Here is a 25,591-nt window from a genome sequence, read left to right on the forward strand (position 1 = left end):
GACTATTCTTAGCTAAAAATAGCCTGCTGGAATAATGATTGATGAGTTCTGCTACATCTTCAGCACCACTCTTCACCGGTTCACAGCGTCGCTGTCATCTGTTGTTACTGCTGTTTCTGCCCGCTCCTGCACTGACGCTTAAAAGATTAAGCCTGCTAAACGGAGTGGACATCGCCACCGCGAGACAGGACATCGCAGAAGTGGGTGATGAGATACAGCGCTATCATCGACTGGAACTTCATCAGATGGTGGATGGCAGCCTGCGCATTCATGGTACAGAGCTGGATCGACGCATTTGCTTAATCCATAATTTGCGACGGAGCCTGCGACTGTCGCAGGCCTTTGTCTGCGAGCATTTTGCCGCGCCCTTACGCCTGCGTCTGAAGCAGATGAAAATTGAAAAAGCGCTGTACGATGAAACCAATTTACAGGCGCTGATCCAGCACTGCAGCCTGTGCCTTAATCGCCCGTTCAGCACGCGCGATCAACTCTTTTTACAAATATTTATGAAATACGGCCTGTGCCAGCGCCAGCCTGCGATCTTTACGGCGCAGCAGCAGGCATGGCTGTCAGCGAAAGCAGAACGTCAGGCCGCAAAAGATGTTATTCATCACTGGCAAAAGCGCTGTCATCTGACGCCGGACGCCAGCGAAACGGATTTCTGGACGCTGTTATTTAGTCTGATCCATTTTCCGGACGCCAGCCTTGTCGACCATCCCAGCGAGCAGCGATTGATGCGCGCCACACAGCGGCTCATTGATGATTTTGAGCACGTCGCCGGCACCACTTTTCATGACCGCACCGAACTCCAGCAGCAGTTATATACTCACCTGGCACAGGCGCTGGATCGCACCTACTTTACAATGGCTATTGATGACAGTGTGGCACAAGACGTAACCAGGCTTTATCCGCGCCTGCTGCGCACCACACAGCAGGCACTGGACGCTTTCGAGCAGACATTTCAGGTTCAGTTCGCGCCGGAAGAGGTCAGCCTGGTGACGGTGATTTTGGGTGCGTGGCTGATGCAAAGCAGCGCATTGCAGGAAAAACAGGTGCTGCTGCTCACCGGTGACGATCCCGAACTGGAACAGGATGTCGAGCAGCAAATCCGCGAGATTACCTTGCTGCCTGTTAACATCACCTATCAGCGCGTTGAAGATTTCCAGCGCGACGGCGCACCGCGCGAAGTCGATGTCATTATTTCGCCTTATGTCACCTCGCTGCCCCTTTTCTCTCCCCCACTTATCCACGCCGAACTGCCGCTGACTGAATACCATCAGCAACGCATTCGCTATTTGCTGGAATCCTGACGCGGCCGCAGGAACAGTGCGGGCAGTGCCACCAGCGCCATCACCCAGAAGAGATGACCGTGCAGGTGAGTAAAGAGTACGCCGCAAATCATGGTCATGACGGCAATTCCGCCGCCCATTGCCAGCGCCGAATAGAGCGACTGCAAACGGATCACATCCGCCCCCTGCCGTGAAGCGATAAAGCGCATTGCGGCCAGATGACATACCGTAAAGCTACCGCAGTGGAGTAGTTGCCCCACAATCAGCAGCGGCAACGCGGTGCTGGCGCCGAGCAGTCCCCAGCGAACCAGCGCACAGATGCCTGACAGCAACAGCAGATCCCGTGCGCGCCAGCGGTGAAACAGTCGATGGCTTAAGGCAAACACCACGATTTCCGCTACCACGCCCAGCGACCACAGATAACCCACCACCGATGCAGAATAACCGCTCTCCTGCCACCAGATGGCGCTGAAGCCATAATAAGCCGCATGTGCGCCCTGTAATAACGTCACGCACACCATAAAGCGCCAGACCGCGTTTTCCTTTATCAGATCGCGCCAGGCCTGCCAGCCTCCACCCACTCTGCCCTGCCTTTCGCTGCCCTGGGGATGGGTACGCGGGGTAAGCAGCATTCCTGCCAGCATACTGACCAACCCAACCGACAGCAGCATTAAGATCGCCTGCGAAGAGAAGGCGCTCACCAGCATACCGGTCAGGGCTGAGCTGATCACAAACGCCAGCGAACCCCACAAGCGAACGGGCCCGTAGGCAAGGCCAATTTGCTGCGTCCAGGTGGCGGCCAGTGCATCGCTTAAAGGAACCAGCGGCGAGAAAAACAGGTTAAAACCGGTCATGACTAACAGCAGCCACATCCACTGCTGCCCAACCCAATAGCCCGCCGCAATAAAGCAGGTCAGCAGGGCCAGCAGGCGTAATGCCGTAATCAGTTGTCCGGGATTTTTAACCTGAGAGGCGATGAATAAACTGCCCACAAAGCGCGCCACCATGCCGCACCCCAATAGCAGGCCAATTTGTTCAGCATTCAGGCCCACACCTTTGAGCCAGACGCCCCAGAAAGGAAGATAAATGCCGTAGCAGAAAAAGTAGGTGAAGTAGCTTAGTCCAAGCCACTTGGCGGAGCCGATTGCCATGTTCCCTCCAGCAATGATGCGTCCAGGCAATGATATGTGGTCGTTACTTTGTCAGAGCCGGGTTATGCAGGCAATAAAAAAGGATGGCCATGGCCATCCTCTTGTCAGACTGTGTTTTCAACAGAAAGGATTATGCGTAAACCGGCAGGCGCGCACAGATATCCAGTACTTTCTGCTTGGTACGCTCAATGGTGGCTTCATCGTTGATGTTGTCTAACACATCCGCGATCCAACCGGCCAGTTCGCGTACGTCTGCTTCTTTAAAGCCACGGCGCGTAACGGCAGGCGTACCAATTCGAACACCAGAGGTGACAAACGGGCTTTTCGGATCGTTTGGCACGCTGTTTTTGTTTACGGTGATATTCGCGCGGCCCAGTGCGGCATCGGCTTCTTTACCGGTCATGTTTTTGCTGACGAGATCGATCAGGAACAGGTGGTTATAGGTGCCGCCTGATACGATGTTATAGCCACGCGCGATCAGCACTTCTACCATTGCCTTAGCGTTTTTGGCGACCTGCTGCTGGTAGGCTTTAAACTCAGGCTCCATGGCTTCTTTGAAGGCCACGGCTTTACCGGCGATCACGTGCATCAGCGGGCCGCCCTGTCCACCGGGGAAGACGGCTGAGTTAAGCTTTTTGTACAGCTCTTCATCGCCACCCTGCGCCAGGATGATACCGCCGCGCGGACCAGCCAGGGTTTTGTGCGTCGTGGAGGTCACGATATGTGCATGTGGAACCGGGTTAGGGTAAACATCCGCAGCAATCAGACCGGCAACGTGCGCCATATCCACAAACAGCCATGCGCCAACGCTGTCAGCGATTTCACGCATTTTAGCCCAGTCGCAAATCCCGGAATACGCCGAGAAACCGCCGATGATCATTTTAGGCTTATGAGTCTGTGCCAGCTCGGCCAGTTCGGTATAGTCAATTTTACCGGTTTCGTCGATGCCGTAAGGCACAACGTTGTACAGTTTGCCCGACAGGTTAACCGGTGAACCGTGTGTCAGGTGACCGCCGTGTGCCAGGTTCATGCCCAGAATGGTATCGCCGGGCTGCAGCAGCGCGGTGAAAACGGCAAAGTTAGCCTGAGAACCAGAATGAGGCTGCACGTTCGCATAGTCAGCGCCAAACAGGGCTTTAGCACGGTCGATAGCCAGTTGTTCAACAATGTCTACGTATTCGCAGCCACCGTAGTAGCGCTTGCCCGGATAGCCTTCGGCATATTTGTTAGTGAGCTGAGAACCTTGCGCCTGCATAACACGCGGGCTGGTGTAGTTTTCAGAAGCAATCAGTTCAATGTGCTCTTCCTGACGCACTTTCTCTTGCTCCATCGCCTGCCACAACTCGGCATCATAATCGGCAATGTTCATTTCACGCTTTAACATCCGCATCTCCTGACTGGCTATCTTTAAATCGGCAATTTACGCCCCTGAGGGCGAAGGCAGACAGTGTAAACCGTTTTATCGGGGTAAGGTAGGGTGAATTCCCTCTTTTTACGCAAACGTTTGGCTACCGAGACGCCATGCCTTTTTATCCCTTTTTTGCAACGATTGCCCGCCAATATCATTTTTTCACTCTGTAAAAGATTTTTTGCACTTTTGTCGCGAAAACCGGCCAGTTGTTGCCAGAAACCCAGCATGAGATTTACAGCATCAAAGAAACGATCATAAGATGCATTTAAAATGCAACTTTAAATGAGGTGTTGCCATGCTTGATGCTCAGACTATTGCTACCGTGAAATCATCCCTTCCCGCCCTTGCTGCCTGCGGTCCCGATCTGACTGCTCATTTCTATGACCGCATGCTTGCTCAGCATCCTGAACTAAAAAATGTCTTTAACATGAATAATCAACGTAACGGCGGGCAGCGTGAAGCCCTGTTCAATGCGATATGTGCCTACGGCGCAAACCTCGAAAACCTGACGGCGATACTGCCGGCTGTTGAAAAAATTGCGCAAAAACATACCAGCCTGAATATTCAGCCCGCGCAGTATGCAATTGTGGGTGAGTATTTACTTGCTACCATCAAAACACTGTTGAATCCCGGTGATGACGTGCTGGCAGCATGGGGACGTGCTTACGGCGTACTGGCGGATGTGTTTATCCAGCGCGAAGAAGCGATTTATCAGGCATCGGAGCAGCAAAAAGGCGGATGGCGCGGGACGCGGCCGTTTCGCATCAGCGCGATTGAGCAGCAGAGTGCCGTGATCAAAAGCTTTACTTTTACGCCTGTGGACGGGGGTCCGGTTGCCCCCTTTAAATCCGGTCAGTATCTGACGCTTCACTTGCAGCCCGCAGGTTGTGAATATCATCAAATTCGTCAGTACTCACTAACCACAGGGAGCAACGAGAAAATGTACCGTATCGCGGTGAAACAGGCGCCGCAGGGAATCCTGTCCGGCTGGCTACATCAGCATGCAGAAGTCGGCAGTGAAGTGCAGTTGGCCGCCCCGCACGGCGATTTTTTCCTGCAGGTGAGCCCGACAACGCCGGTCACGCTCATTTCCGCCGGCGTTGGACAAACCCCAATGCTGGCAATGCTCCACGCGCTGGCTGCACAGCGGCATCTGGCGCCCGTCAACTGGCTTCACGCCGCCGAAAATGGCAAACAGCATGCCTTCGCAGACGAAGTGACCACCACTGGTGCTCTGCTTCCTGATTTTGAACAGCACATCTGGTATCGCGAGCCGGACGAACCCGATGCAGGCCGCTACGATGCGCAAGGTATGATGGATTTGGCGACCCTGTCAGCGCGGCTGCGGGATGTGAATACCCACTTTTATCTCTGCGGGCCACTTGGCTTTATGCAATTTATCGTTAAGCAGTTGCATGCGGTCGGCATTACGGCGGACAGAATTCACTATGAGCTGTTCGGTCCACATAAAGAGATATGAATCGGCGACTGCGAACGACGCCCTTGAAGCAGTGGTGCCAGCCGTTCGGTGTGCAGTGCTGCGTTAACGCGGGCGGGGGTAACACTTTGTGGTGAAACAGACAGCTTTTCGCCCCTCCCTCATATCAGGACGGGGCGAGATCTCGACGAATGAAACTTTTCCAACATCGCCGGGATTTCAGCTAAAGATTTTGCATCTAAAGTGAATTAAATCGCTTCTTCGTCTTCTTCGCCAGTACGGATGCGCACTACGCGGGCAACATCGAAAACAAAGATTTTACCGTCGCCGATTTTTCCGGTTTGTGCGGTGCGCATGATGGTTTCGACGCAGGTATCAACGATATCATCTCCGACAACCATTTCGATTTTCACCTTGGGCAGGAAGTCCACCATGTACTCTGCGCCACGGTAGAGTTCCGTATGGCCTTTCTGGCGACCAAATCCTTTTACTTCGCTCACGGTCATGCCGGTAATGCCGACTTCAGCAAGTGCCTCACGCACGTCATCGAGCTTGAAGGGTTTAATAATTGCATCGATCTTTTTCATGTCAGATCCTTTCCTCGAGCCCTCCATGGTTAGAGGGTTATTAAAGTATAAATGTCGCTGGCAGCGCCGCAGACTATGGGGGCAAAAAATTACTCTTTAAAGTCGCTGGCGTCCAGTTCATGCCGTGACAGCAGCTTATAGAATTCGGTACGGTTACGTCCAGCCAGACGCGCGGCGTTGGTGACGTTCCCTTTGGTCATCTGTAACAGCTTACGCAGATAGTTAAGTTCAAACTGATTCCGTGCTTCAACAAAGGTCGGTAGCGCGCTGTTTTCGCCACTCAGCGCCTGCTCTACCAGCGCATCGCTGATAACGGGCGAGGAGCTGAGTGCGACACACTGCTCAATGACGTTAACCAACTGACGCACGTTACCTGGCCAGCTGGCAGACATCAGGCGCTTCATCGCATCGACGGAGAAGCTGCGTATCTGCGGCTTATGCCGTTCTGCCGTTTGACGCAGCAAATGGTTAGCCAGCAGTGGGATATCTTCGGTACGTTGATGCAGCGCGGGGATTTTCAGGTTCACCACGTTCAGGCGGTAAAAGAGATCTTCGCGAAACGCATTTTTTTCCATCGCTTTCGGCAGATCCCGGTGCGTGGCCGAGATAATCCGGACATCAATATCGATATCATTATTGCTGCCCAGCGGCCGGACTTTACGCTCCTGGAGCACGCGCAGTAACTTCACCTGCAGTGCAGGCGGCATATCGCCAATTTCGTCCAGAAACAGCGTGCCGCCTTCCGCGGCTTTAAACAGGCCGTCACGCGCGCTGACCGCGCCGGTAAAGGCGCCTTTGGCGTGACCGAACAACTCTGATTCCAGAAGCTGCTCAGGTAAGGCACCGCAGTTAATGGCCACAAACGGCTTTTGCGCGCGCGGGCTGGCGGCATGGATAGCCTGTGCCAGGACTTCTTTACCCGTGCCGCTTTGCCCGTTAATCAGCACGCTGACGTCTGACTGGGCAACCATGTGTGCCTGTTCAAGTAAGCGCAGCATCTGCGGGCTACGGGTCACTATGGCTTCACGCCAGCGGTCGTCGCTGACTGGCGCTCGCTGCGCCAGGGCTTCGTCTATCGCCTTATACAGTGCATCGCGATCCACAGGCTTGGTAAGGAAGCTGAACACGCCCTGCTGCGTTGCCGCTACGGCTTCCGGGATTGAACCATGCGCCGTTAAAATGATGACCGGTAAACCCGCGTGACGCTTTTGAATTTCAGCAAATAATGCCAGGCCGTCCATTTCATCCATGCGCAGATCGCTGATGACCAGCTCGATCTTCTCTTTCTGCAACAGCCGAAGCGCATCGGGCCCACTGGCCGCGGTCGTCACCTGATATCCCTCACTGGTCAGGCGCATACCTAACAGTTTGAGCAGGCTGGGATCATCATCCACTAAAAGCAGGTGGGCCGCTTGTTTCACCATTACTGATCTTCCTCTTGTGGCAGTGCCGTTCCGTGACTGCCATCAGGCATATCAGAGGTTTTGCGCGACGAAAGCTGGCGCTCAATATCGGTTAGCCGCTCCAGTTTGCGCTGGGTATCACTGAGCTGCTGACGCAGTTTTATCTGTTGTTGACGCAGCGAATCTGACTGGGCATCGCTGCTCTGTTGCAAATGGGCGTAGCGTGACCGCATGGCGCTGAGTTCAAGCTGGGCGACCTGATTGCTGCGCCAGAGCTGAATTAACGCACGCATATTGGGGGGGAACTGCTCGCTGTAGCCATCAAGCACGTTGATGTAGTCGCGGCGTTCCAGTGGCGTCACATTGCCGTTTGCCATTAATACCCCCTGCTTAAAGGCGCGCGACCAGCTGTCCACCGGCCAGCGGTGGGCCTCCGCTCGTGCTTCAGCGGGAGAAAGTCGTTCGGCACAGTCTATACTGCGCATCCAGTAAAGGGGATTCGTCATGGCGGCGCTATTCTCAATACGCCAGATATCGACGCAGCGCATACTGAGATAGTCGACCAGCCGCGCTTCGGGCACCACAACGCTGCCCGAAGCGGGCTGGGCTGTTGTGGTGACCGGGGATGAGGCACACCCACTGAGCATCATGCTGCTCAGTGCGCTTATCACGAGGGCGGTGAAAAATTTCATGCTTCAGACTTTCCCGGCTGTGGTGTTCAGTTCGATGCGAAAACAAACATCAGCGTCGTCACGGGTAACCAGTTGCAGGCTACCGTGCATGCGGCGCAGACAATCCTTTGCGATGCTTAACCCCAGTCCGCTGCCTTTGACCGGCCCTTTACGCTGATGACTGCCCTGGAAAAAAGGTTCAAAAATCATCTCCTGCTCATTTTCGGGAATGGGCGTACCGCTGTTAGCGACATCGATGATTATTCGATCGCCCTGCCGCTGGCTGTGCAGCCAAATGTTACCGGATTCATTGCCATAGTTCACGGCGTTAGAGTAGAGGTTGTCAATCACGCTCATCAATAGCATAGGTTCTGCCAGGCAATCTGTGGCTTTCAGATCGATATTGACATGCATAAGCTTGGTTCGGGCTGAGAGTGCATGCGCATTAACAACGTCATACACGATGTCATTCAGATCCACCGTTTCCAGGGTAATCGGGCCATCAGCCAGTTTGCGGTTGTAATCAAGTAGCTGTTCGATAAGGCGTTGCAGGTGGCGACTGCTGTTATCCAGTATTGAAACGATTTCTTTCTGTTCAGGATTCAGTATGCCCGCAACCTCATCAGCCAGCAGCTCTGTACCTTCACGCAGGCTGGCAAGCGGCGTTTTAAGTTCGTGTGAAAGATGACGTAAAAATTCATGTCGCTGGGTTTCCAGCCAGGCCAGGCGTTCACTTAACCAGATAATACGTTGCCCCAAAGAGCGTAACTCGCGCGGACCGCGAAACACCATGCTGCTGCCCAGTTCGCGTCCTTCGCCAAGTCGGTTAATCATCCGCTCTACGCTTTTTACCGGGCCGATGATCATGCGGGTAAACAGCAGGGTTAACGTCAGGCTGATAATAAACAGGATAAGCGCCTGCCAGCCAAAAAACTGACCACGGTCGGCTATTTCACGTTGCAGTTGCAGACCACGTGCAAACACCACTTCTCGCGTATCCTGCACCAGTTGCACGTTTGTCGCTGAAAATTTTTCCAGCGCCTTTGACGCATCGGTCACAGGATTACCATTATCGCACTGCATGGTTTCCAGCTGAGGCAAAATGGCCTGCAACGTTTTAAACGCCGGTAAATCGGGCAGGCTGTCGGCATGGGAACTGAGCATCTGACCATAGCGGATACGCTGCGTCTGATAGAGCTTTGCCAGAGACGTATCGCCCAGCACACAGTACTGGCGATAACTCCGTTCCAGCTCGATAGCGGTGCGTGCCATCGCCTCGCTGCGCCTGACGTCAGTAAAGGTATTTCGGTTAGTGTCGGCAGCCTGATTACTTAACGCTGAGAGACTTTCCCAGGCTTGCCAGGCCAGCACCAACAGCGGCAGGAGCACCAGCAAAAAGGCCATCAGCACCAACTGGCGCAGGGACCCGGGAAATAAACGCCATTTTTTCACGCGACGGCTTCCTTAAAGATACGCTTACCGGATGCTAGCGGAGTCAGCCCAGAGAAGGAAGAGGCAGAAAAGAAAACGGCAGGCGCGATGGCCTGCCGTTGACGCACCGCCATAGCAGTACGCGAGAATGGGTGGAGCCTAACTCAACGTTGCGTCCGATGCTTGATAACGATGCAGAACATACGATTATCGGTTGGGTGGACGACAGGCTCCGTTTGGTGCGTCATTCGGATTTTATGAGCTCTGCCCGCTGTGCGGTGGCAATCATAAACAGATGAATGAGCAACAGGCATAGTATAGCAAGGTTCATGCCAGTTTTTAAAATACCTTTGTAATCAATATTTTGAAAAAACCATTCAGCTGACTTCGCTCATTTCAGACTGTCTGGTCCGCTAAAAGTGTCGCCAGATACCAACACAATTTTGCTTTTCCCTTTCAATCTATAGAAATCATAAAGATAGATGTCACCAATCGGCGACAACAAAAGGTGACGTATGTCTCCTTTTGCCAACAAGTGGGGAATAAAAAAGGGAGGCACTCAGGCCTCCCGGTCTTTTTTCGCCGTTCTTAACCCAATTGTTTCCGTGCATTGCGGAAAATGCGCATCCAGGGGCTGTCTTCGCCCCATTCAGCCGGGTGCCATGAGTTGCTGACCGTGCGGAACACACGCTCTGGATGCGGCATCATAATTGTGACGCGTCCACTTTCATTGGTCACCGCAGTAATACCGTTTGGCGAGCCATTCGGGTTTGCCGGATAGGCTTCCGTCACCTTGCCTGTGTTATCGACATAACGCAGCGCCACCAGCCCTTTCGATTCCAGTGCGGCAAGGTGCGCGCCATCACGCACCTCCACGAAGCCCTCGCCGTGCGATACGGCGATCGGCATACGGGAACCGGCCATGCCATCCAACAGTAACGACGGGCTGGCAGCCACTTCAACCAGGCTGAAGCGTGCTTCAAAACGTTCAGACTGGTTACGGACAAAGCGCGGCCACAGCTCACTACCCGGAATCAATTCACGCAGGTTAGACATCATCTGGCAGCCGTTACACACGCCCAGCGCCAGCGTTTGTGGGCGATGGAAGAACGACTCGAACTGATCGCGTACGCGCGGGTTAAACAGAATGGATTTCGCCCAACCTTCACCCGCGCCCAATACGTCACCGTAGGAGAAACCGCCACAGGCCACCAGCGCCTGGAAAGGTTCCAGATCGATCCGGCCCGCCAGCAGGTCACTCATATGCACGTCAACCGCCGTAAAACCTGCCCGATCAAAGGCGGCCGCCATTTCCACATGCGAGTTAACGCCCTGCTCGCGCAGCACGGCAACGCGTGGACGCGCGCCCGTTGCAATCATCGGTGCCGCAACGTCTTCGTCTGGCTTAAAGGTCAGGCTAACGTTCAGCCCGGGATCGGTGTCATCCTGCTTTGCCTGATGTTCCTGATCGGCACAGGCCGGGTTATCACGCAGACGCTGCATCTGCCAGGTGGTTTCTGCCCACCAGGTCCGCAAGGTGGTGCGGCTTTCGCTGTAAACCGCACTGTCGCCTGAGCGAATCACAAAGCGATCGCCCGACTGTGCGCTGCCCAGCACATGGCTGCAGTGCGCCAGGCCATGTTCAGCAAGAATCTGCTCCACGGCTTCGCGATCCGCCGCGTTGATTTGAATCACCGCCCCCAGCTCTTCGGTGAACAGCGCAGCCAGTGCATCGCTGCCCAGCGCCGCGATATCGACTTCGATGCCACAGTGACCGGTGAAAGCCATTTCCGCCAGGGTAACCAGCAGGCCGCCGTCTGAGCGATCATGGTAAGCCAGCAGTTTTTGCTGGCTGACCAGGGCCTGAATGGCATTAAAGAAGCCAGCCAGCTGCGTTGCATCACGGACATCAGCAGGCTTGTCGCCCAGTTGACGATAAACCTGAGCCAGCGCCGTCGCGCCTAAGGTGTTAGCGCCGTTGCCAAGGTCGATTAACAGCAGCAGGTTGTCCCGATCGGCGACCAGCTGTGGCGTCACATTGCGACGTACGTCTTCGACCCTTGCAAAAGCCGTGATCACCAGCGACAGCGGCGAGGTCATTTCGCGCTGTTCGGTGCCTTCCTGCCAGCGGGTTTTCATCGACATAGAGTCTTTACCCACCGGGATAGTGATGCCGAGCGCCGGACACAGTTCCTCACCGACGGCTTTTACAGCGTCATACAGGCCCGCATCTTCCCCCGGATGGCCTGCTGCAGACATCCAGTTAGCCGAGAGTTTCACGCGCTTCAGCGAACCGACCGGCGTCGCCGCCAGGTTAGTCAGCGCTTCACCCACGGCCAGACGGGCCGAGGCGGCGAAGTCCAGCAGTGCGACAGGCGCACGCTCGCCCAGCGCGAAGGCTTCGCCATGGTAGCTGTCGAGACTGGCCGTCGTAACGGCGCAGTTAGCAACAGGGATCTGCCAGGGGCCCACCATCTGATCGCGCGCCACCATGCCGGTTACGCTGCGATCGCCGATGGTGATCAGGAAGGTTTTTTCCGCTACGGTTGGCAAGTGCAGCACGCGATTTACCGCGTCCGTCAGCGTAATGCCCTCGCGCTGCAGGGCATCGCCCTTCGCCTGCAGTTTCACCACATCGCGCGTCATTTTCGGGGTTTTGCCCAGCAGGACGTCCAGCGGCATATCAATCGGGCTGTTATCAAAGTGGCTGTCGTTCAGGGTCAGGTGCTGCTCTTCGGTGGCTTCACCAATCACCGCATACGGCGCACGTTCGCGCTGACAAATGGCAGCAAACTCGGCCAGCTTTTCAGGGGCCACGGCCATCACATAGCGCTCTTGTGATTCGTTACACCAGACTTCAAGCGGGCTCATTCCCGGTTCATCACTCAGGATGTCGCGCAGGTTGAAGCGACCGCCGCGTCCACCGTCGCTGACCAGTTCCGGCATGGCGTTGGACAGGCCGCCCGCGCCCACATCGTGGATAAACAGAATCGGGTTGTCATCGCCCCGTTGCCAGCAACGGTCAATCACTTCCTGGCAGCGACGCTCCATTTCAGGGTTGTCACGCTGCACCGATGCAAAGTCGAGATCCGCATCGGACTGGCCTGATGCCATGGATGATGCCGCACCGCCGCCCAGGCCGATATTCATCGCCGGCCCGCCCAGCACGACCAGTTTGGCCCCGACGGTGATTTCACCTTTCTGAACGTGGTCCGCACGAATGTTTCCGATGCCGCCAGCCAGCATAATGGGCTTGTGGTAGCCGCGCAGTTCAGTCCCGTTGTGGCTGTTAACCTGCTCTTCATAGGTCCGGAAGTAGCCGTTTAAGGCCGGACGACCAAATTCGTTGTTAAAGGCTGCGCCGCCCAGTGGGCCTTCGGTCATAATATCCAGCGCGCTGACGATGCGTGCGGGCTTGCCAAAATCCTCCTCCCAGGGCTGTTCGAAGCCGGGGATGCGCAGGTTCGACACCGAGAACCCGACCAGGCCAGCTTTCGGCTTGGCACCGCGCCCCGTCGCGCCTTCATCACGAATTTCACCGCCGGAGCCGGTTGCCGCGCCAGGCCAGGGCGAAATCGCGGTTGGGTGGTTGTGCGTTTCAACCTTCATCAGAATGTGTGCGGCTTCCTGGTGATAGGCGTACTCACCCTTTTCTGCGTCCGCGAAGAAGCGACCGACCTCCGAGCCTTCCATTACCGCCGCGTTATCTTTATAGGCTGACAGAACATAATCCGGCGTTTGCTCGAAGGTGTTCTTAATCATTTTAAACAGTGATTTAGGCTGTTTTTCGCCGTCGATGATCCAGTCAGCGTTAAAGATTTTGTGGCGACAGTGCTCAGAGTTCGCCTGGGCAAACATATAAAGTTCAATGTCGTTCGGATTGCGTCCCAGCCGGGTAAAGGCCGCCAGCAGGTAGTCAATTTCGTCGTCGGCCAGCGCCAGGCCGAGCGTCATATTGGCCTGAACCAGCGCCTGACGGCCCTCACCCAGCACATCAACGCTTTTGACCGGCTGAGGTTCATGGTGAGCAAACAGCTGCTCAGCCTCGCTGAAATCGCTGTAAACCGTTTCCATCATGCGGTCGTGCAGCAGTGCGGAGAGCGTTTGCCATTGGCTTTCAGAAAGCTGAGGTGCCTGGACATAAAAGGCCATGCCTCGTTCCAGACGACGCACCTGCGACAGATCGCAGTTATGAGCAATGTCTGTGGCTTTTGATGACCACGGCGATATCGTACCAGGACGTGGCGTGACCAGAATTAAACGCCCTTGTGGCGCATGTTCAGCGAGAGAAGGACCGTACTTGAGCAGGCGCTGCAGACGGGATTTTTCATCCTCACTCAGCGGCGCGCTGACATCGGCAAAATGGACGTACTCAGCGTAAATATCACTCACCGGCAGATGAGCGTCCTGAAAGCGGGCCAGCAATTTGTTTACACGAAATGCCGACAGGGCGGGCGAACCACGCAGAATTTCCATCATAAGATCTCTCGTCTTCGAAGCGCCGGGCGACGCTTCATTGGGCGCAACAGGGGAAAACGGGGCGTATTATAAAGAAACCCACTCCGCGACGAAACCGTTTGCGCAAAATTTATGGCCATCAAGATTTGCCTGAAATTTGCGCAAAAATTGCTTTATAAGTTGCTCTGCCGGTGTTTGTTGCGCAAAATGCCCCTCGCTCTGGGAGTTAAAACAAGATCAATACTGCCTTAAAAGACAGAGGCCTTGGAGCCATCGAGAGATAACTATTTGAAACGCCTAAAATTTAATTATCTGGTTATCGGTCTGCTTACCGTGCTGCTGGCTCTGGCACTGTGGCCGTCTATTCCCTGGTACGGGGGAGGACAAGATACGATTTCACAGATTAAATCACGGGGAGTGCTACGCGTCAGTACCGTAAACTCGCCGTTGACTTACTACACCGTGAATAAAGCACCGGCCGGGATGGACTACGAGCTGGCGAAGCGTTTTGCCGATTATCTGGGCGTTAAGCTTGATATAACGGTGCGCGCCAACCTCAGCGATCTGTTCGATGCGCTCGACGACGGCAAAGCGGATCTGCTGGCGGCAGGTCTGATTTATAACGATGAGCGTTTGTCGCGTTATCAGATCGGTCCGGGCTACTACAGCGTTTCGCAGCAGCTGGTCTATCGCGTGGACAAACCGCGGCCAAAAAACCTGGGTGACTTAAAGGGGCGGCTGGTTGTTGCCTCTGGATCGGCTTATCTGTCGACGCTTAAAAACGCCCGGGCGAATCACTATCCCGATCTCGACTGGGCCATTTCGACCGATCAAAGTCCGAAAGCCCTGCTGGAAGCCGTGGCTGAGGGCAAGCTGGATTATACGATTGGCGATTCCGTGACGATTGCCCTGCTTCAGCGCATTCATCCCCAACTGGCTGTGGCTTTCGACGTCACCGATGAAGAACCGGTAACGTGGTATTTACCGCATGAAAGCGATGACAGCCTGAACGCCGCCATGCTGGATTTCTTTAACAGCATGGGAGAAGAAGGGGCGATGGCAAGACTTGAAGAGAAATATCTCGGTCACGTCGGCACCTTCGACTACGTGGATACCCGCACCTTCCTGCGCTCCATTGATAACGTGCTGCCCGATATAAAACCCCTGTTTGAAAAGTACGCCAAAAATATCGACTGGCGGTTGCTGGCGGCGATTTCCTATCAGGAGTCGCACTGGAATCCGCAGGCGACGTCGCCTACCGGCGTCCGCGGCATGATGATGTTAACGCGGAATACCGCTGACAGCGTTGACGTAGGTGACCGTACCGATCCAGAGCAGAGCATCCGTGGCGGCAGCGAGTATCTGCAAAACATGATGGAAAAGGTGCCACAAACGATTCCGGAAGATGAGCGTATCTGGTTTGCCCTGGCGGCCTATAACATGGGCTATGCGCATATGCTGGATGTGCGTAAGCTCACGGCTAAACAGGGTGGAAATCCCGACAGCTGGGCAGATGTCAAACTGCGGCTACCCATGTTGAGCCAGAAGCGCTACTACTCACAAACCACCTATGGCTATGCACGCGGGCAGGAAGCCTATAATTACGTGGAGAATATCCGCAAATATGAAATTAGCCTGGTGGGCTATTTGCAGGAGCAGGAAAAACGCATTGCCCAACAGGCGGCCCTGGAGGCAGAACTGGGCAAAGGTTATCCTGCCGTCACGCCTGAGGTGGCAATGAATTAACTTTCGCGCTGCGCCTGACGCAGCGCTTTTTGTTGCTGGCGGCGCATGCGGAAAAAGTCGCTCAGCATTGCCGCGCACTCCTCTTCCAGCACTCCCTGATGCAGCGCCACCTGATGATTCATTCCCGGATGTCCCAGAATATCAATCAGTGAGCCGGCTGCGCCGGTTTTTACATCGTGCGCGCCATAAACCAGACGTCCAATGCGACTGTGCACCATCGCGCCCGCACACATAATGCAGGGCTCCAGCGTGACGTAAAGCGTGGTATTGAGCAGGCGATAATTCTCCAGCACTTTCCCGCCCTGACGTAAGGCCATGATCTCCGCATGGGCGGTGGGATCGTGCTGCCCGATAGGCCGGTTCCAGCCCTCGCCTATCACCCGATCGCCCTGAACCAGCACCGCACCGACCGGCACCTCGCCCTGCTCCCATGCGCGCTGCGCCAGCGTAAGCGCCCGGCGCATCCAGTATTCATCTTGTTCTTGAGTCACGCAGACCACTCCCGGCAGCAAAAAAGCGGCGCATTATAACCATCGAATCCGTAAAACCGAAGCGTGACAGCGGTTATTCCAGCTGTTGTAATTCGCCACCCGGGGTGACGCGCCAGCGATGCTGGCAGAAGAACAGCAGCGGGTTATCCTGTTTGCTGTCGCTGTAACCGCTATACAGCTGTAAGGGCGTGCCGATTTGCTCTTCAAGCTGCACCACTTTTTCATGGCCGAGACAGCGCATTTTCAATATGCGTCCGCCTAAACCGGGCTGCATCTGGCTGGCGATGAGCTTCACCCTTGGTAGAAATGCGGAGTCGTAATAGACCTGCTCCACCAGCGACTGCGGTGAGCCCGTAATCAGCCATACATCGGCATCATCGCTACTAAGGTATTCACTGAGTCGTTTCTGCACCACGGGAAATGCTTTAACGCGTTGTCGAAACCACTGCGCGAATTCGGCTTCCAGCCGCAGCAGTGTGGCTTCAGAGCGGCCAAAGGTGATCGACCACAGCAGCAAACTCATCGGCCAGCGCGCGGCGCGTCCCTTAAACAATAAACCCGCGCCCACAACCGGCAGCAACGGCACCACCAGCAGCAGATTAAGCGGCTTGCGGCGCAGCAGATAGCGCATGAAGGTGCCAAACATGTCCTGTTGGTGCAATGTGCCATCAAGGTCGAAAAACACCACGCGACGTTGTATATCGTTGGTCAAACAACACTCCTTTTTACCTAATTGGCATCAACAGCCTCTATTGTAGTCATCTTCGTCCAACGAGGCGATGGCTGTCATTTTTTATTCCAGTGACTACAATGCGCATAGAATCATTTATTCCATGCGGAACATCCGCTAAATCATAAGGATTGAGCATGAGTTCATTGCTGCGCATTCGCCAGCTTTATCCCTCTCTGGCGCTGAACGAGCGTCGGCTGGCGGATTTTTTACTGTCACAACCGGATCGGGCACGGCATCTGAGTTCACAAAAGCTGGCGGAAGAATCCGGGGTCAGCCAGTCGAGCGTGGTTAAATTCGCACAAAAACTGGGATACAAAGGCTTTCCGGCTCTTAAGCTGGCGCTGAGTGAATCGCTGGCGGATAAAGATGCCATCACCGTGCACAACCAGATCCTGAGCGACGATCCGCTCAAAGCCGTGGGTGAAAAATTACTCACGGAGAAGCTCTCTGCGATTCGCGCCACGCTGGATATCAACAGTGAAGAGAAATTAAACGCCGTCCTGCAGTTGCTCAAGCGCGCACGCCGCATTTTGCTGGTCGGCATTGGCGCGTCCGGCCTGGTGGCAAAGGATTTTTCATGGAAGCTGATGAAAATTGGTATCAATGCGGTGGCGGAACAGGATATGCACGCGCTGCTGGCCAGTGTTCAGGCTATGTCATCTGGCGATGTGCTGCTGGCGATCTCCTACACCGGCGAACGACGTGAAATCAACCTTGCCGCTCAGGAAGCCGTTCGCGTAGGGGCGGATGTGCTGGCCTTTACCGGCTTTACGCCTAACACACTGCAGCAGTGCGCCACCCATTGCCTGTACACCGTGGCAGAAGAGCAGAGCACGCGCAGCGCCGCCATTTCATCTACCACCGCGCAGCTGGCGTTGACCGACCTGCTGTTTATGGCCCTGGTGCAGAACGATCCTGAGCGAGCATCCAGCCATATTCGTCACAGCGAAGCTCTGGTTAAGAAACTGATCTAGCCAGAAAGCTCAACGCAGATATTTTGCCGAGAACATAACGAAAGAAGCCAGCATTCGCGCTGGCTTCTCAGAGAACTGTAACTGTTAACCGGTATGAACGGATTAGCTACCGCTGGTATCTTGCGTCGAAATAGGCAGGTACTGGCTCATACCTGTGCTGGCAGAATCCACAGCAGCCTTGTTTTTAGCAACCAGATAGAAGGTGTCAGCATAAGAATGCGGAGCGTGATCTGCGGAATAAAGCGCGAATTTTACGACTTTCTTTCCACCCTCATACTTACATTCCATGTCCCAGCTAATAGTCGAGCCAGGTGTCGCTTTACATTTTCCCTTTCCATAGGTGTATTGCAGGAAATTATTCGTTTTATTTTCTGCCGACGCAACGAAATCTGGTCGAGATCCGCCCGCTGACAGGCTTCCGTAAGCGGTTGTTGCGGCAAGAACAGCTACGCCCACAATCAAAAGAATTCTTTTTTTCACCTGACACAATCCATCGATATTGTTGATGAATAGATATTATCGGAAAAATCCTAAGCCCGCATCTGTTCTTCGCATTTTCTATGACAAAATATTTCTATTGAACATTTTTCCTGCTAAATCCTTACAAATGGTGGACGGGATGACGTGGGGCACTTTTAACGCCTTCTCTCTCTTTAACCACTCAGGTTGCTGCTCAAAGAAAGCCATCATTCATCATAAAATTCAGCCCTGAACTTCATCCACAAAAAAAGAAATTTATAAACATTGAGTTATGCAATGCTGTAGCAGCATTTGTCACTTTAGCCCCTCGCCGTCATTTTTGCTTAAGGCAGAATATGATACTGTTCGCCACGTTTATCACAGCCGAATCCAGTTTGCAGGTCATTGACACAGTCTGCTAGCTTAAAAAGGCAATATTGTAACGTATGTCGGGAAATGAAAGTGTCATGGCAGGCTGTCTCGACCGCCGTCTTTGCCAGGCAACGCATAAACGACAAAAATTATTTATCGATTAAGATACCGCGATGTCTCTACTGATTACCGAACGATGCATTAACTGCGATATGTGCGAACCTGAATGCCCGAACCAGGCGATTGCGATGGGTGAAACAATCTATGAAATTGATGTAAGCCGCTGCACGGAGTGCGTGGGTCATTACGATCTTCCAACCTGTCAGCGCGTTTGCCCGATTGATAACACGATCGTCATTGATCCACAGCACATCGAATCACGCGATGCGCTGTGGGATAAGTTTGTGCAGCTGCACGGTTAACTTTCGATGATCACCGTTGCGCAAGCATAGTGACGCTCATCTGCCAGCGTGACATGCACATGCTGCACGCCAAGACGTTGCGCCACCTCGGCGGCATGATCGAAGAAACGCAGCAGCGGTTTACCCAGCGCGTCGTTATAAACTTCGAACTGGTTAAAAGCCAGCCCGCCCCGAATGCCGGTACCAAAGGCTTTTGCCGCCGCCTCTTTAACCGCAAAACGTTTCGCCAGGAAACGAACCGGCTGACGGTGCTGTTGATATTGCTGCCACTCGGCCTCGCTCAGGACACGCCGCGCCAGACGATCGCCTGAACGTGAAATCACATCGGCAATGCGTTCTATTTCGACGATATCGCTGCCCAGTCCCAGGATAGCCATTAGCGACGCGCTTCTCGCAGCAGTGCTTTCATGGCTTTCACCGCCTCAGGCAGACCACTCATCACGGCACGTCCAATAATCGCATGACCGATATTCAGCTCATGCATTTCCGGCAGGGCGGCGATTGGCAGTACGTTGTGGTAAGTCAGCCCATGACCGGCGTTAACTTTTAGCCCACGGCTGGCAGCAAAGGTGGCGGCCTGACGGATACGTGCCAGCTCAGCGTCGCGCGCTGGGCCTTCAGGCGCTTCAGCATAGGCACCGGTATGAATTTCAATATAGGGCGCGCCGCTGGTCACCGCCGCCTCGATTTGGCGGTGATCGGGATCGATAAACAGGGACACCAGAATGCCCGCTTCGCTGAGCTGTTTCACCGCGGCGTTCAGCTTCTCCTGCTGGCCCGCGACGTCCAGTCCGCCTTCGGTGGTGACTTCCTCGCGCTTTTCCGGCACCAGGCAGCAGAAATGCGGTTTGATTTCACAGGCGATAGCCAGCATCTCCTCGGTCACGGCCATTTCGAGATTCATGCGCGTTTCAATGGTATCGCGCAGGATGCGCACATCCCTGTCGGTAATGTGGCGACGATCTTCGCGCAGGTGCACGGTAATGCCGTCTGCACCCGCCTGTTCGGCGATAAACGCCGCCTGTACCGGATCGGGATAATGGGTTCCACGCGCATTGCGAACGGTAGCGATGTGGTCGATATTCACGCCTAACAGTAACTCAGCCATGACAATCCTCGGTTCATTATGGTCATTGCGTTGAGTGTACCGCGCAGAGATAAGGCCAGGCTACGGTCAGTGCTCTGTCTCGTCAGAAATAGTGGGCTTTTTTTTCGGGGTAAACTGGCGAAAAAGCTCCTGGCTTTTTAGCGGCTTACCGCCCAGGTAGGGTTTGAGGGCCATACGCGTGAAACGTTTGGCTGCGCGCAGGGTTTCTGCATCCGGGAATTCACGGGTAAACAGCGCCTGCAGTTCACGCCCGGTGAAGCTACGCTGGTTCAGCACCAGGCTGGCAATAAAGCCTTTCTCTTCACGGTAGCTGTAGGTCATGGCTTCGCTGACCGGTTCACCGCTGCCCGCACAGTGCAGGAAGTCTACGCCGTAACCCAAATGACCCAGCAGCGCCAGCTCAAAACGGCGCAGCGCAGGCTCTGGTGATCCTTCGCCTGCCGCCAGCATCTGAATGCATTGCAGGTAGTCGAAAAACAGTTCAGAGAAGGGAATGTGCTGCTCCAGTACCCGAGATAACAACTCGTTAACGTACAGGCCGCAGTATAGCGTGATGCCACTGAGAGGTAATGCCAGGGAGACCGCTTCAGCGTTGCGCAGGGTTTTGACTTCCCCACGCCCGCTCCAGCGCACCAGTAAAGGCGTGAAAGGCTGTAAGGTGCCTTTCAGTTGGGAACGCCGTGAACGTGCCCCTTTTGCCAGAACACGTACGCGGCCTTCACTTTCACTAAACAGATCAAGCAGCAGGCTGGTCTCGCTGAAAGGACGACTATGCAGCACAAAGGCGCGTTGCCAGCCTTCCATTTAATCAGAGATCGTCTGTGTAACCCAGGCTGCGCAGCGCACGTTCGTCGTCCGCCCAGCCGGATTTAACTTTGACCCACAGTTCGAGATGCACTTTCGCATCGAACATCTCTTCCATGTCTTTACGGGCTTCGATACCGATGGTTTTGATTTTGGCGCCTTTGTTACCAATCACCATTTTCTTCTGCCCTTCACGCTCGACCAAAATCAGACCGTTGATGTCATAACCGCCGCGCGCATTCGACACGAACTGTTCGATTTCAACCGTGACCGAGTAAGGCAGTTCAGCCCCCAGAAAACGCATCAGCTTTTCACGGATGATTTCTGAGGCCATAAAGCGCTGCGAACGATCGGTAATGTAATCTTCCGGGAAGTGATGGTCAGATTCCGGCAGATGCTTACGGGCAATGGCGGCGATGGTATCCACATTTTTACCGGTTTCTGCTGAAATCGGCACAATATCGATAAAGTTCATTTGCTGGCTCAGGAACTGCAGGTGCGGCAGCAGAATACTTTTGTCCTGAATATTGTCGACTTTATTGATCGCCAGCAGCACGGGCACTTTGCCATCGCGCAGCTTGTTTAATACCATTTCGTCATCCGGCGTCCAGCGCGTGCCGTCCACCACAAAGATGATGAGTTCAACGTCACCGATAGAACTGCTGGCAGCACGGTTCATCAGGCGGTTAATCGCCCGTTTCTCTTCCATGTGCAGGCCTGGCGTATCCACATAGATCGCCTGGTAGGCGCCTTCCGTATGGATACCCATAATGCGGTGACGAGTGGTTTGCGGCTTACGCGACGTAATCGAAACCTTCTGCCCCAGCAACTGGTTCAGTAAGGTGGATTTACCGACGTTGGGTCGGCCAACTATCGCGACAAAGCCGCTGTATGTAACGTTTTCGCTCATTCGAATCCTGAGGTTTTAGCGCCTGTTAAAGCGCCGGGATAATACTATTCCAGACCAAGTTTAATCAGCGCCTGTTCGGCGGCTGCTTGTTCGGCTTTACGGCGGCTGGAGCCTACGCCCACCACCGGTTCTGCCATGCCACTCACCTGACAGTGAATGGTGAATTCCTGATCGTGGGCTTCGCCACGTACCTGCACGACTAAGTAACTGGGTAGTGGCAGATGCCGGCCTTGCAGATACTCCTGCAGGCGCGTTTTGGGATCTTTTTGTTTGTCACCCGGACTGATTTCGTCCAGGCGCGTCTGATACCAGTCGAGGATCAGTTTTTCCACCGTCTGAATATCACTGTCGAGGAAAACGCCGCCAATCAGCGCTTCGACGGTGTCCGCCAGAATGGACTCACGGCGAAAGCCCCCGCTTTTTAATTCACCGGGGCCTAAACGCAGGCATTCTCCCAAATCAAACTCGCGCGCCATCTCTGCCAGCGTATTTCCCCTGACCAGGGTTGCACGCATACGGCTCATATCCCCTTCATCCACGCGTGGAAAACGGTGATAGAGCGCGTTAGCAATCACATAGCTGAGAATGGAATCGCCTAAAAACTCAAGACGTTCGTTATGTTTACTGCTGGCGCTTCGATGGGTCAGGGCCTGCTGTAAAAGTTCAGAATGTGTAAAAGTGTAGCCCAGTTTGCGCTGAAGCTTGTTAATCAAGATGGGGTTCATGCGATTCCAGTTCTGTTTTGCGTCTGTCACTCTGCATACCAAACAGGGCTGGAGAACCAACTCATTCTGTTTGGTGTGCAGTGGCCCCCCACCTGGAGGGCCACCCTTTTCACCTGACTGTCAGGCTATGGTTAGTGGATACCACCGATACGACTGAGTCGTACGCCGGTTGGCCACTGACCTTCTTGTTTTTCGAAACTCATCCAGATGGCGACCGCTTTACCCACCAGGTTACGCTCGGGAACAAAGCCCCAGTAGCGGCTGTCGGCGCTGTTATCGCGGTTATCACCCATCATGAAATATTGCCCCTGCGGCACGACCCAGCTGGCCTGCGGCTGGCCGGGCTGCTGATAGTACATGCTCGCCTGGCTTTGTGCTTCTGTCACCAACAGGATGTCATGCGTTACATCGCCCAGGGTTTCTTTGCGCGTGGCCAGACGTAATCCCCCCCGCATGGTGTCATTCAGCGGTAGCTGATAGAAACCGTTACCCGCTTCGTTACCATCAAACCCGCTAAACGTTTGAACAAATTTGCTGGGTTCAATATTGCTATAGGTGACGGGCAGCGCTTTGCTACAGGGCTTGCCGTTATCGCAGGCCGGATTAATGGTCAGCGTTTTACTGTACGGATCGTAGGTCACCCGATCGCCAGGCAGACCGATCACGCGCTTGATGTAATCCAGGCTGGGATCCTTCGGGTATTTAAACACCGCGATATCGCCCCGTTTTGGATGCCCGGTAGGGATCAGCGTCGTTTGCGTAATGGGATCTTTAATGCCATACGCAAACTTTTCGACCAGAATAAAGTCACCAATCAGCAGGGTTGGCATCATAGAACCGGACGGGATCTGGAATGGCTCATACACAAACGAGCGCACAAAGAACACCACGGCCAGCACCGGAAACACCGATGCGGCGGTTTCAATCCAGCCCGGTTTAGGGGCCATTTTCGCCAGCGCTTTGCTGTCGAGTGTTCCGCCCGCCTGCGCCTGCGCCGCCGCCTGCAACGCACGACGCTTTGGTGCCCACTTAATACGATCGATCACCCAAAGAATGCCGGTAATCAACGTCGCTATCGCCAGTATCAGGGCGAACATATTAGCCATTTGAGATCCTTATTTGCTGTCTTTTCCGACATGCAGAATGGCGAGGAATGCTTCCTGCGGCAGCTCAACGTTACCGACCTGCTTCATTCGCTTCTTACCATCTTTCTGCTTCTGCAACAGCTTTTTCTTACGACTGACGTCACCGCCGTAACACTTGGCGAGTACGTTCTTACGTAGCTGTTTAACGGTTGAGCGAGCGATAATGTGGTTGCCAATTGCCGCCTGAATCGCAATATCAAACTGCTGACGTGGGATGAGCTCTTTCATTTTCTCAACCAGATCACGTCCACGGTAAGGTGCGTTTTCACGGTGGGTAATCAGCGCCAGCGCATCAACACGTTCTGAGTTAATCAGAACGTCAACGCGCACCATGTCAGAGGCCTGAAAACGTTTAAAATTGTAGTCCAGTGAGGCATAACCCCGAGACGTTGATTTCAGACGGTCAAAGAAGTCGAGAACCACTTCCGCCATCGGAATCTCATAGGTCAGCGCCACCTGGTTGCCGTGGTAAACCATGTTGGTCTGAACGCCACGTTTCTCGATGCACAGCGTGATGACGTTGCCCAGGTATTCCTGCGGCAGCAGCATATGACACTCGGCAATGGGTTCGCGCAGCTCTTCAATATTATTAAGCGGTGGCAGCTTCGAAGGGCTGTCCACGTAGACGACTTCACCGCTTGTGGTTTCCACTTCGTACACCACCGTCGGCGCGGTCGTAATCAGATCCAGATCGTATTCGCGTTCCAGACGTTCCTGAATGATCTCCATGTGCAGCAGCCCAAGGAAGCCACAGCGGAAACCAAAGCCCAGCGCCGTTGAGCTTTCTGGCTCGTAGAACAGCGAGGCATCGTTCAGGCTCAGCTTGCCCAACGCATCACGGAACGCTTCGTAATCATCAGAACTGATGGGGAACAGACCGGCATAAACCTGCGGCTTCACTTTTTTAAAGCCGGGTAAGGCTTTATCCGCAGGGTTGCGTGCCGTGGTCAGCGTATCGCCCACGGGTGCGCCAAGAATGTCTTTGATGGCGCACACCAGCCAGCCGACTTCACCGCAGTTCAGCTCGGTACGGTCAACCTGCTTCGGCGTGAAGATACCCAGACGGTCAGCATTGTAGACCTGCCCGGTGCTCAGCACCTTGATTTTGTCGCCTTTGCGCATAGTGCCGTTTTTCACGCGCACCAGCGATACAACGCCGAGGTAGTTATCGAACCAGGAGTCAATAATCAGCGCCTGCAAAGGGGCGTCCGGATCGCCCTCTGGTGCCGGGATGTCGCGAACTAAACGCTCCAGCACTTCAGGTACGCCCACGCCAGTTTTGGCTGAGCAACGCACGGCGTCGGTCGCGTCAATGCCTACGATGTCTTCGATTTCCTGCGCGGCACGATCGGGATCGGCGGCTGGCAAATCGATCTTATTCAGCACCGGCACTACTTCCAGATCCATCTCAATCGCGGTGTAGCAGTTGGCCAGGGTTTGTGCTTCAACGCCCTGTCCGGCATCAACCACCAGCAGTGCGCCTTCACAGGCGGCCAGTGAGCGGGAAACCTCATACGAGAAGTCAACGTGTCCCGGCGTGTCGATGAAATTGAGCTGGTAAGTTTCGCCGTCTTTTGCTTTGTAATCGAGCGTTACGCTCTGCGCCTTAATAGTAATGCCACGTTCACGCTCCAGGTCCATTGAGTCAAGAACCTGCGCGGCCATCTCGCGATCGGTTAATCCCCCGCAAATCTGAATTAAGCGGTCAGAGAGCGTGGATTTACCGTGGTCAATATGGGCGATGATGGAGAAATTTCTTATGTGCTTCATTTATAGGAATATCTTCACGTAGAGAATCAGTTAGAAACCTGAGCACAGACACATTCAGGAAGATCGCTCTTAACCCACAATCCTGTCAGCCTC

General features: G+C 54.3%; 22 protein-coding genes. 5 read left to right on the forward strand and 17 right to left on the reverse strand.

The window, feature by feature from the left end; translation table 11 throughout:
• Positions 1-41 precede the first annotated feature (41 nt).
• Entirely contained in the window at positions 42-1,310 is a 1,269-nt protein-coding gene (gene csiE, locus NYE92_RS08820) for a stationary phase inducible protein CsiE (protein ID WP_029568392.1), read from the forward strand.
• On the opposite strand, the gene NYE92_RS08825 is transcribed toward csiE, so the two are convergent.
• Positions 1,292-2,440 (reverse strand): 3-phenylpropionate MFS transporter, encoded by a 1,149-nt coding sequence (locus NYE92_RS08825; protein WP_014594325.1) that lies wholly within the window; start codon positions 2,438-2,440, stop codon positions 1,292-1,294. The genes csiE and NYE92_RS08825 overlap by 19 nt on opposite strands.
• Before the next feature lie 130 nt (positions 2,441-2,570).
• Positions 2,571-3,824: a serine hydroxymethyltransferase gene (glyA, locus tag NYE92_RS08830; protein WP_015699732.1), complete on the reverse strand. Its 1,254-nt coding sequence runs from the start codon at positions 3,822-3,824 to the stop codon at positions 2,571-2,573.
• A gap of 322 nt (positions 3,825-4,146) precedes the next feature.
• Here glyA and hmpA point away from each other — a divergent pair, with 322 nt between their 5' ends.
• Positions 4,147-5,331 carry an NO-inducible flavohemoprotein gene (hmpA, locus tag NYE92_RS08835; RefSeq protein ID WP_259018872.1) on the forward strand — a complete coding sequence of 395 codons (1,185 nt, stop codon included), beginning with the start codon at positions 4,147-4,149 and terminating at the stop codon, positions 5,329-5,331.
• Between the two features lie 206 nt (positions 5,332-5,537).
• On the opposite strand, the gene glnB is transcribed toward hmpA, so the two are convergent.
• The 5 genes from glnB to purL form a co-directional block, all read right to left on the reverse strand.
• On the reverse strand, positions 5,538-5,876 hold the full coding sequence (gene glnB / locus NYE92_RS08840; RefSeq protein WP_003848647.1) for a nitrogen regulatory protein P-II: 339 nt from the start codon (positions 5,874-5,876) through the stop codon (positions 5,538-5,540).
• 89 nt (positions 5,877-5,965) lie between these two features.
• A complete protein-coding gene (gene glrR, locus NYE92_RS08845) occupies positions 5,966-7,300 on the reverse strand; it encodes a two-component system response regulator GlrR (RefSeq protein WP_014594327.1) in 1,335 nt (444 codons plus the stop codon).
• Positions 7,300-7,971, reverse strand: a complete 672-nt coding sequence (gene qseG, locus NYE92_RS08850) for a two-component system QseEF-associated lipoprotein QseG (RefSeq protein WP_019106086.1) — start codon at positions 7,969-7,971, stop codon at positions 7,300-7,302. The genes glrR and qseG overlap by 1 nt, the downstream gene beginning before the upstream one ends.
• A gap of 3 nt (positions 7,972-7,974) precedes the next feature.
• The gene (locus tag NYE92_RS08855) at positions 7,975-9,402 is read right to left on the reverse strand and encodes a HAMP domain-containing sensor histidine kinase (RefSeq protein ID WP_078829238.1); all 1,428 of its coding nucleotides are present in this window, start codon (positions 9,400-9,402) and stop codon (positions 7,975-7,977) included.
• A gap of 567 nt (positions 9,403-9,969) precedes the next feature.
• The gene (gene purL / locus NYE92_RS08860) at positions 9,970-13,860 is read right to left on the reverse strand and encodes a phosphoribosylformylglycinamidine synthase (protein ID WP_029568395.1); all 3,891 of its coding nucleotides are present in this window, start codon (positions 13,858-13,860) and stop codon (positions 9,970-9,972) included.
• Positions 13,861-14,127: 267 nt separating this feature from the next.
• On the opposite strand from purL, the gene mltF reads away from it, so the two are divergent.
• Entirely contained in the window at positions 14,128-15,585 is a 1,458-nt protein-coding gene (mltF, locus tag NYE92_RS08865) for a membrane-bound lytic murein transglycosylase MltF (protein WP_014605261.1), read from the forward strand.
• Here the strand turns inward: mltF and tadA are convergent.
• Together tadA and yfhb are read right to left on the reverse strand one after the other, a co-directional pair.
• Positions 15,582-16,076, reverse strand: a complete 495-nt coding sequence (gene tadA, locus NYE92_RS08870; protein WP_014605260.1) for a tRNA adenosine(34) deaminase TadA — start codon at positions 16,074-16,076, stop codon at positions 15,582-15,584. The genes mltF and tadA overlap by 4 nt on opposite strands.
• A 73-nt stretch (positions 16,077-16,149) precedes the next feature.
• Positions 16,150-16,788 (reverse strand): phosphatidylglycerophosphatase C, encoded by a 639-nt coding sequence (gene yfhb, locus NYE92_RS08875; protein ID WP_013026761.1) that lies wholly within the window; start codon positions 16,786-16,788, stop codon positions 16,150-16,152.
• A 155-nt stretch (positions 16,789-16,943) separates the two neighbouring features.
• Here yfhb and NYE92_RS08880 point away from each other — a divergent pair, with 155 nt between their 5' ends.
• Positions 16,944-17,783, forward strand: coding sequence for a MurR/RpiR family transcriptional regulator (locus tag NYE92_RS08880; RefSeq protein ID WP_014594334.1), 840 nt, complete (start codon positions 16,944-16,946; stop codon positions 17,781-17,783).
• A gap of 102 nt (positions 17,784-17,885) precedes the next feature.
• Here the strand turns inward: NYE92_RS08880 and NYE92_RS08885 are convergent, their stop codons facing one another.
• A complete protein-coding gene (locus NYE92_RS08885; protein WP_014605259.1) occupies positions 17,886-18,263 on the reverse strand; it encodes a hypothetical protein in 378 nt (125 codons plus the stop codon).
• Between the two features lie 524 nt (positions 18,264-18,787).
• On the opposite strand from NYE92_RS08885, the gene NYE92_RS08890 reads away from it, so the two are divergent.
• Positions 18,788-19,036 (forward strand): YfhL family 4Fe-4S dicluster ferredoxin, encoded by a 249-nt coding sequence (locus NYE92_RS08890; protein ID WP_029568396.1) that lies wholly within the window; start codon positions 18,788-18,790, stop codon positions 19,034-19,036.
• Here the strand turns inward: NYE92_RS08890 and acpS are convergent.
• The 7 genes from acpS to lepA all read right to left on the reverse strand — a co-directional run bounded on the left by acpS (position 19,033) and on the right by lepA (position 25,498).
• Positions 19,033-19,413 carry a holo-ACP synthase gene (gene acpS, locus NYE92_RS08895; protein ID WP_006120525.1) on the reverse strand — a complete coding sequence of 127 codons (381 nt, stop codon included), beginning with the start codon at positions 19,411-19,413 and terminating at the stop codon, positions 19,033-19,035. The two genes, NYE92_RS08890 and acpS, sit on opposite strands and share 4 nt — an antisense overlap.
• Positions 19,413-20,144: a pyridoxine 5'-phosphate synthase gene (gene pdxJ / locus NYE92_RS08900; RefSeq protein ID WP_014605257.1), complete on the reverse strand. Its 732-nt coding sequence runs from the start codon at positions 20,142-20,144 to the stop codon at positions 19,413-19,415. The genes acpS and pdxJ overlap by 1 nt, the downstream gene beginning before the upstream one ends.
• Before the next feature lie 66 nt (positions 20,145-20,210).
• A complete protein-coding gene (recO, locus tag NYE92_RS08905) occupies positions 20,211-20,948 on the reverse strand; it encodes a DNA repair protein RecO (protein ID WP_013026765.1) in 738 nt (245 codons plus the stop codon).
• A gap of 4 nt (positions 20,949-20,952) precedes the next feature.
• Positions 20,953-21,858 (reverse strand): GTPase Era, encoded by a 906-nt coding sequence (gene era / locus NYE92_RS08910; protein ID WP_013026766.1) that lies wholly within the window; start codon positions 21,856-21,858, stop codon positions 20,953-20,955.
• 44 nt (positions 21,859-21,902) lie between these two features.
• Positions 21,903-22,583: a ribonuclease III gene (gene rnc / locus NYE92_RS08915; protein WP_014594336.1), complete on the reverse strand. Its 681-nt coding sequence runs from the start codon at positions 22,581-22,583 to the stop codon at positions 21,903-21,905.
• Between the two features lie 131 nt (positions 22,584-22,714).
• Positions 22,715-23,689, reverse strand: coding sequence for a signal peptidase I (gene lepB, locus NYE92_RS08920; RefSeq protein ID WP_014594337.1), 975 nt, complete (start codon positions 23,687-23,689; stop codon positions 22,715-22,717).
• 9 nt (positions 23,690-23,698) lie between these two features.
• Positions 23,699-25,498: a translation elongation factor 4 gene (lepA, locus tag NYE92_RS08925; protein ID WP_013026769.1), complete on the reverse strand. Its 1,800-nt coding sequence runs from the start codon at positions 25,496-25,498 to the stop codon at positions 23,699-23,701.
• Positions 25,499-25,591 lie beyond the last annotated feature (93 nt).

It is taken from the genome of Pantoea sp. B566, from assembly GCF_024793925.1.
Taxonomy (GTDB): Bacteria; Pseudomonadota; Gammaproteobacteria; order Enterobacterales; family Enterobacteriaceae; genus Pantoea; species Pantoea ananatis.

What these genes read in the sequence shown, in the direction of transcription:
- csiE (WP_029568392.1), top strand. Translation starts at nt 42, where the DNA reads ATGAGTTCTGCTACATCTTCAGCACCACTCTTCACCGGTTCACAGCGT.
- NYE92_RS08825 (WP_014594325.1), bottom strand. Translation starts at nt 2,440, where the DNA reads ATGGCAATCGGCTCCGCCAAGTGGCTTGGACTAAGCTACTTCACCTAC.
- glyA (WP_015699732.1), bottom strand. Translation starts at nt 3,824, where the DNA reads ATGTTAAAGCGTGAAATGAACATTGCCGATTATGATGCCGAGTTGTGG.
- hmpA (WP_259018872.1), top strand. Translation starts at nt 4,147, where the DNA reads ATGCTTGATGCTCAGACTATTGCTACCGTGAAATCATCCCTTCCCGCC.
- glnB (WP_003848647.1), bottom strand. Translation starts at nt 5,876, where the DNA reads ATGAAAAAGATCGATGCAATTATTAAACCCTTCAAGCTCGATGACGTG.
- glrR (WP_014594327.1), bottom strand. Translation starts at nt 7,300, where the DNA reads ATGGTGAAACAAGCGGCCCACCTGCTTTTAGTGGATGATGATCCCAGC.
- qseG (WP_019106086.1), bottom strand. Translation starts at nt 7,971, where the DNA reads ATGAAATTTTTCACCGCCCTCGTGATAAGCGCACTGAGCAGCATGATG.
- purL (WP_029568395.1), bottom strand. Translation starts at nt 13,860, where the DNA reads ATGATGGAAATTCTGCGTGGTTCGCCCGCCCTGTCGGCATTTCGTGTA.
- NYE92_RS08880 (WP_014594334.1), top strand. Translation starts at nt 16,944, where the DNA reads ATGAGTTCATTGCTGCGCATTCGCCAGCTTTATCCCTCTCTGGCGCTG.
- NYE92_RS08890 (WP_029568396.1), top strand. Translation starts at nt 18,788, where the DNA reads ATGTCTCTACTGATTACCGAACGATGCATTAACTGCGATATGTGCGAA.
- acpS (WP_006120525.1), bottom strand. Translation starts at nt 19,413, where the DNA reads ATGGCTATCCTGGGACTGGGCAGCGATATCGTCGAAATAGAACGCATT.
- pdxJ (WP_014605257.1), bottom strand. Translation starts at nt 20,144, where the DNA reads ATGGCTGAGTTACTGTTAGGCGTGAATATCGACCACATCGCTACCGTT.
- recO (WP_013026765.1), bottom strand. Translation starts at nt 20,948, where the DNA reads ATGGAAGGCTGGCAACGCGCCTTTGTGCTGCATAGTCGTCCTTTCAGC.
- era (WP_013026766.1), bottom strand. Translation starts at nt 21,858, where the DNA reads ATGAGCGAAAACGTTACATACAGCGGCTTTGTCGCGATAGTTGGCCGA.
- rnc (WP_014594336.1), bottom strand. Translation starts at nt 22,583, where the DNA reads ATGAACCCCATCTTGATTAACAAGCTTCAGCGCAAACTGGGCTACACT.
- lepB (WP_014594337.1), bottom strand. Translation starts at nt 23,689, where the DNA reads ATGGCTAATATGTTCGCCCTGATACTGGCGATAGCGACGTTGATTACC.
- lepA (WP_013026769.1), bottom strand. Translation starts at nt 25,498, where the DNA reads ATGAAGCACATAAGAAATTTCTCCATCATCGCCCATATTGACCACGGT.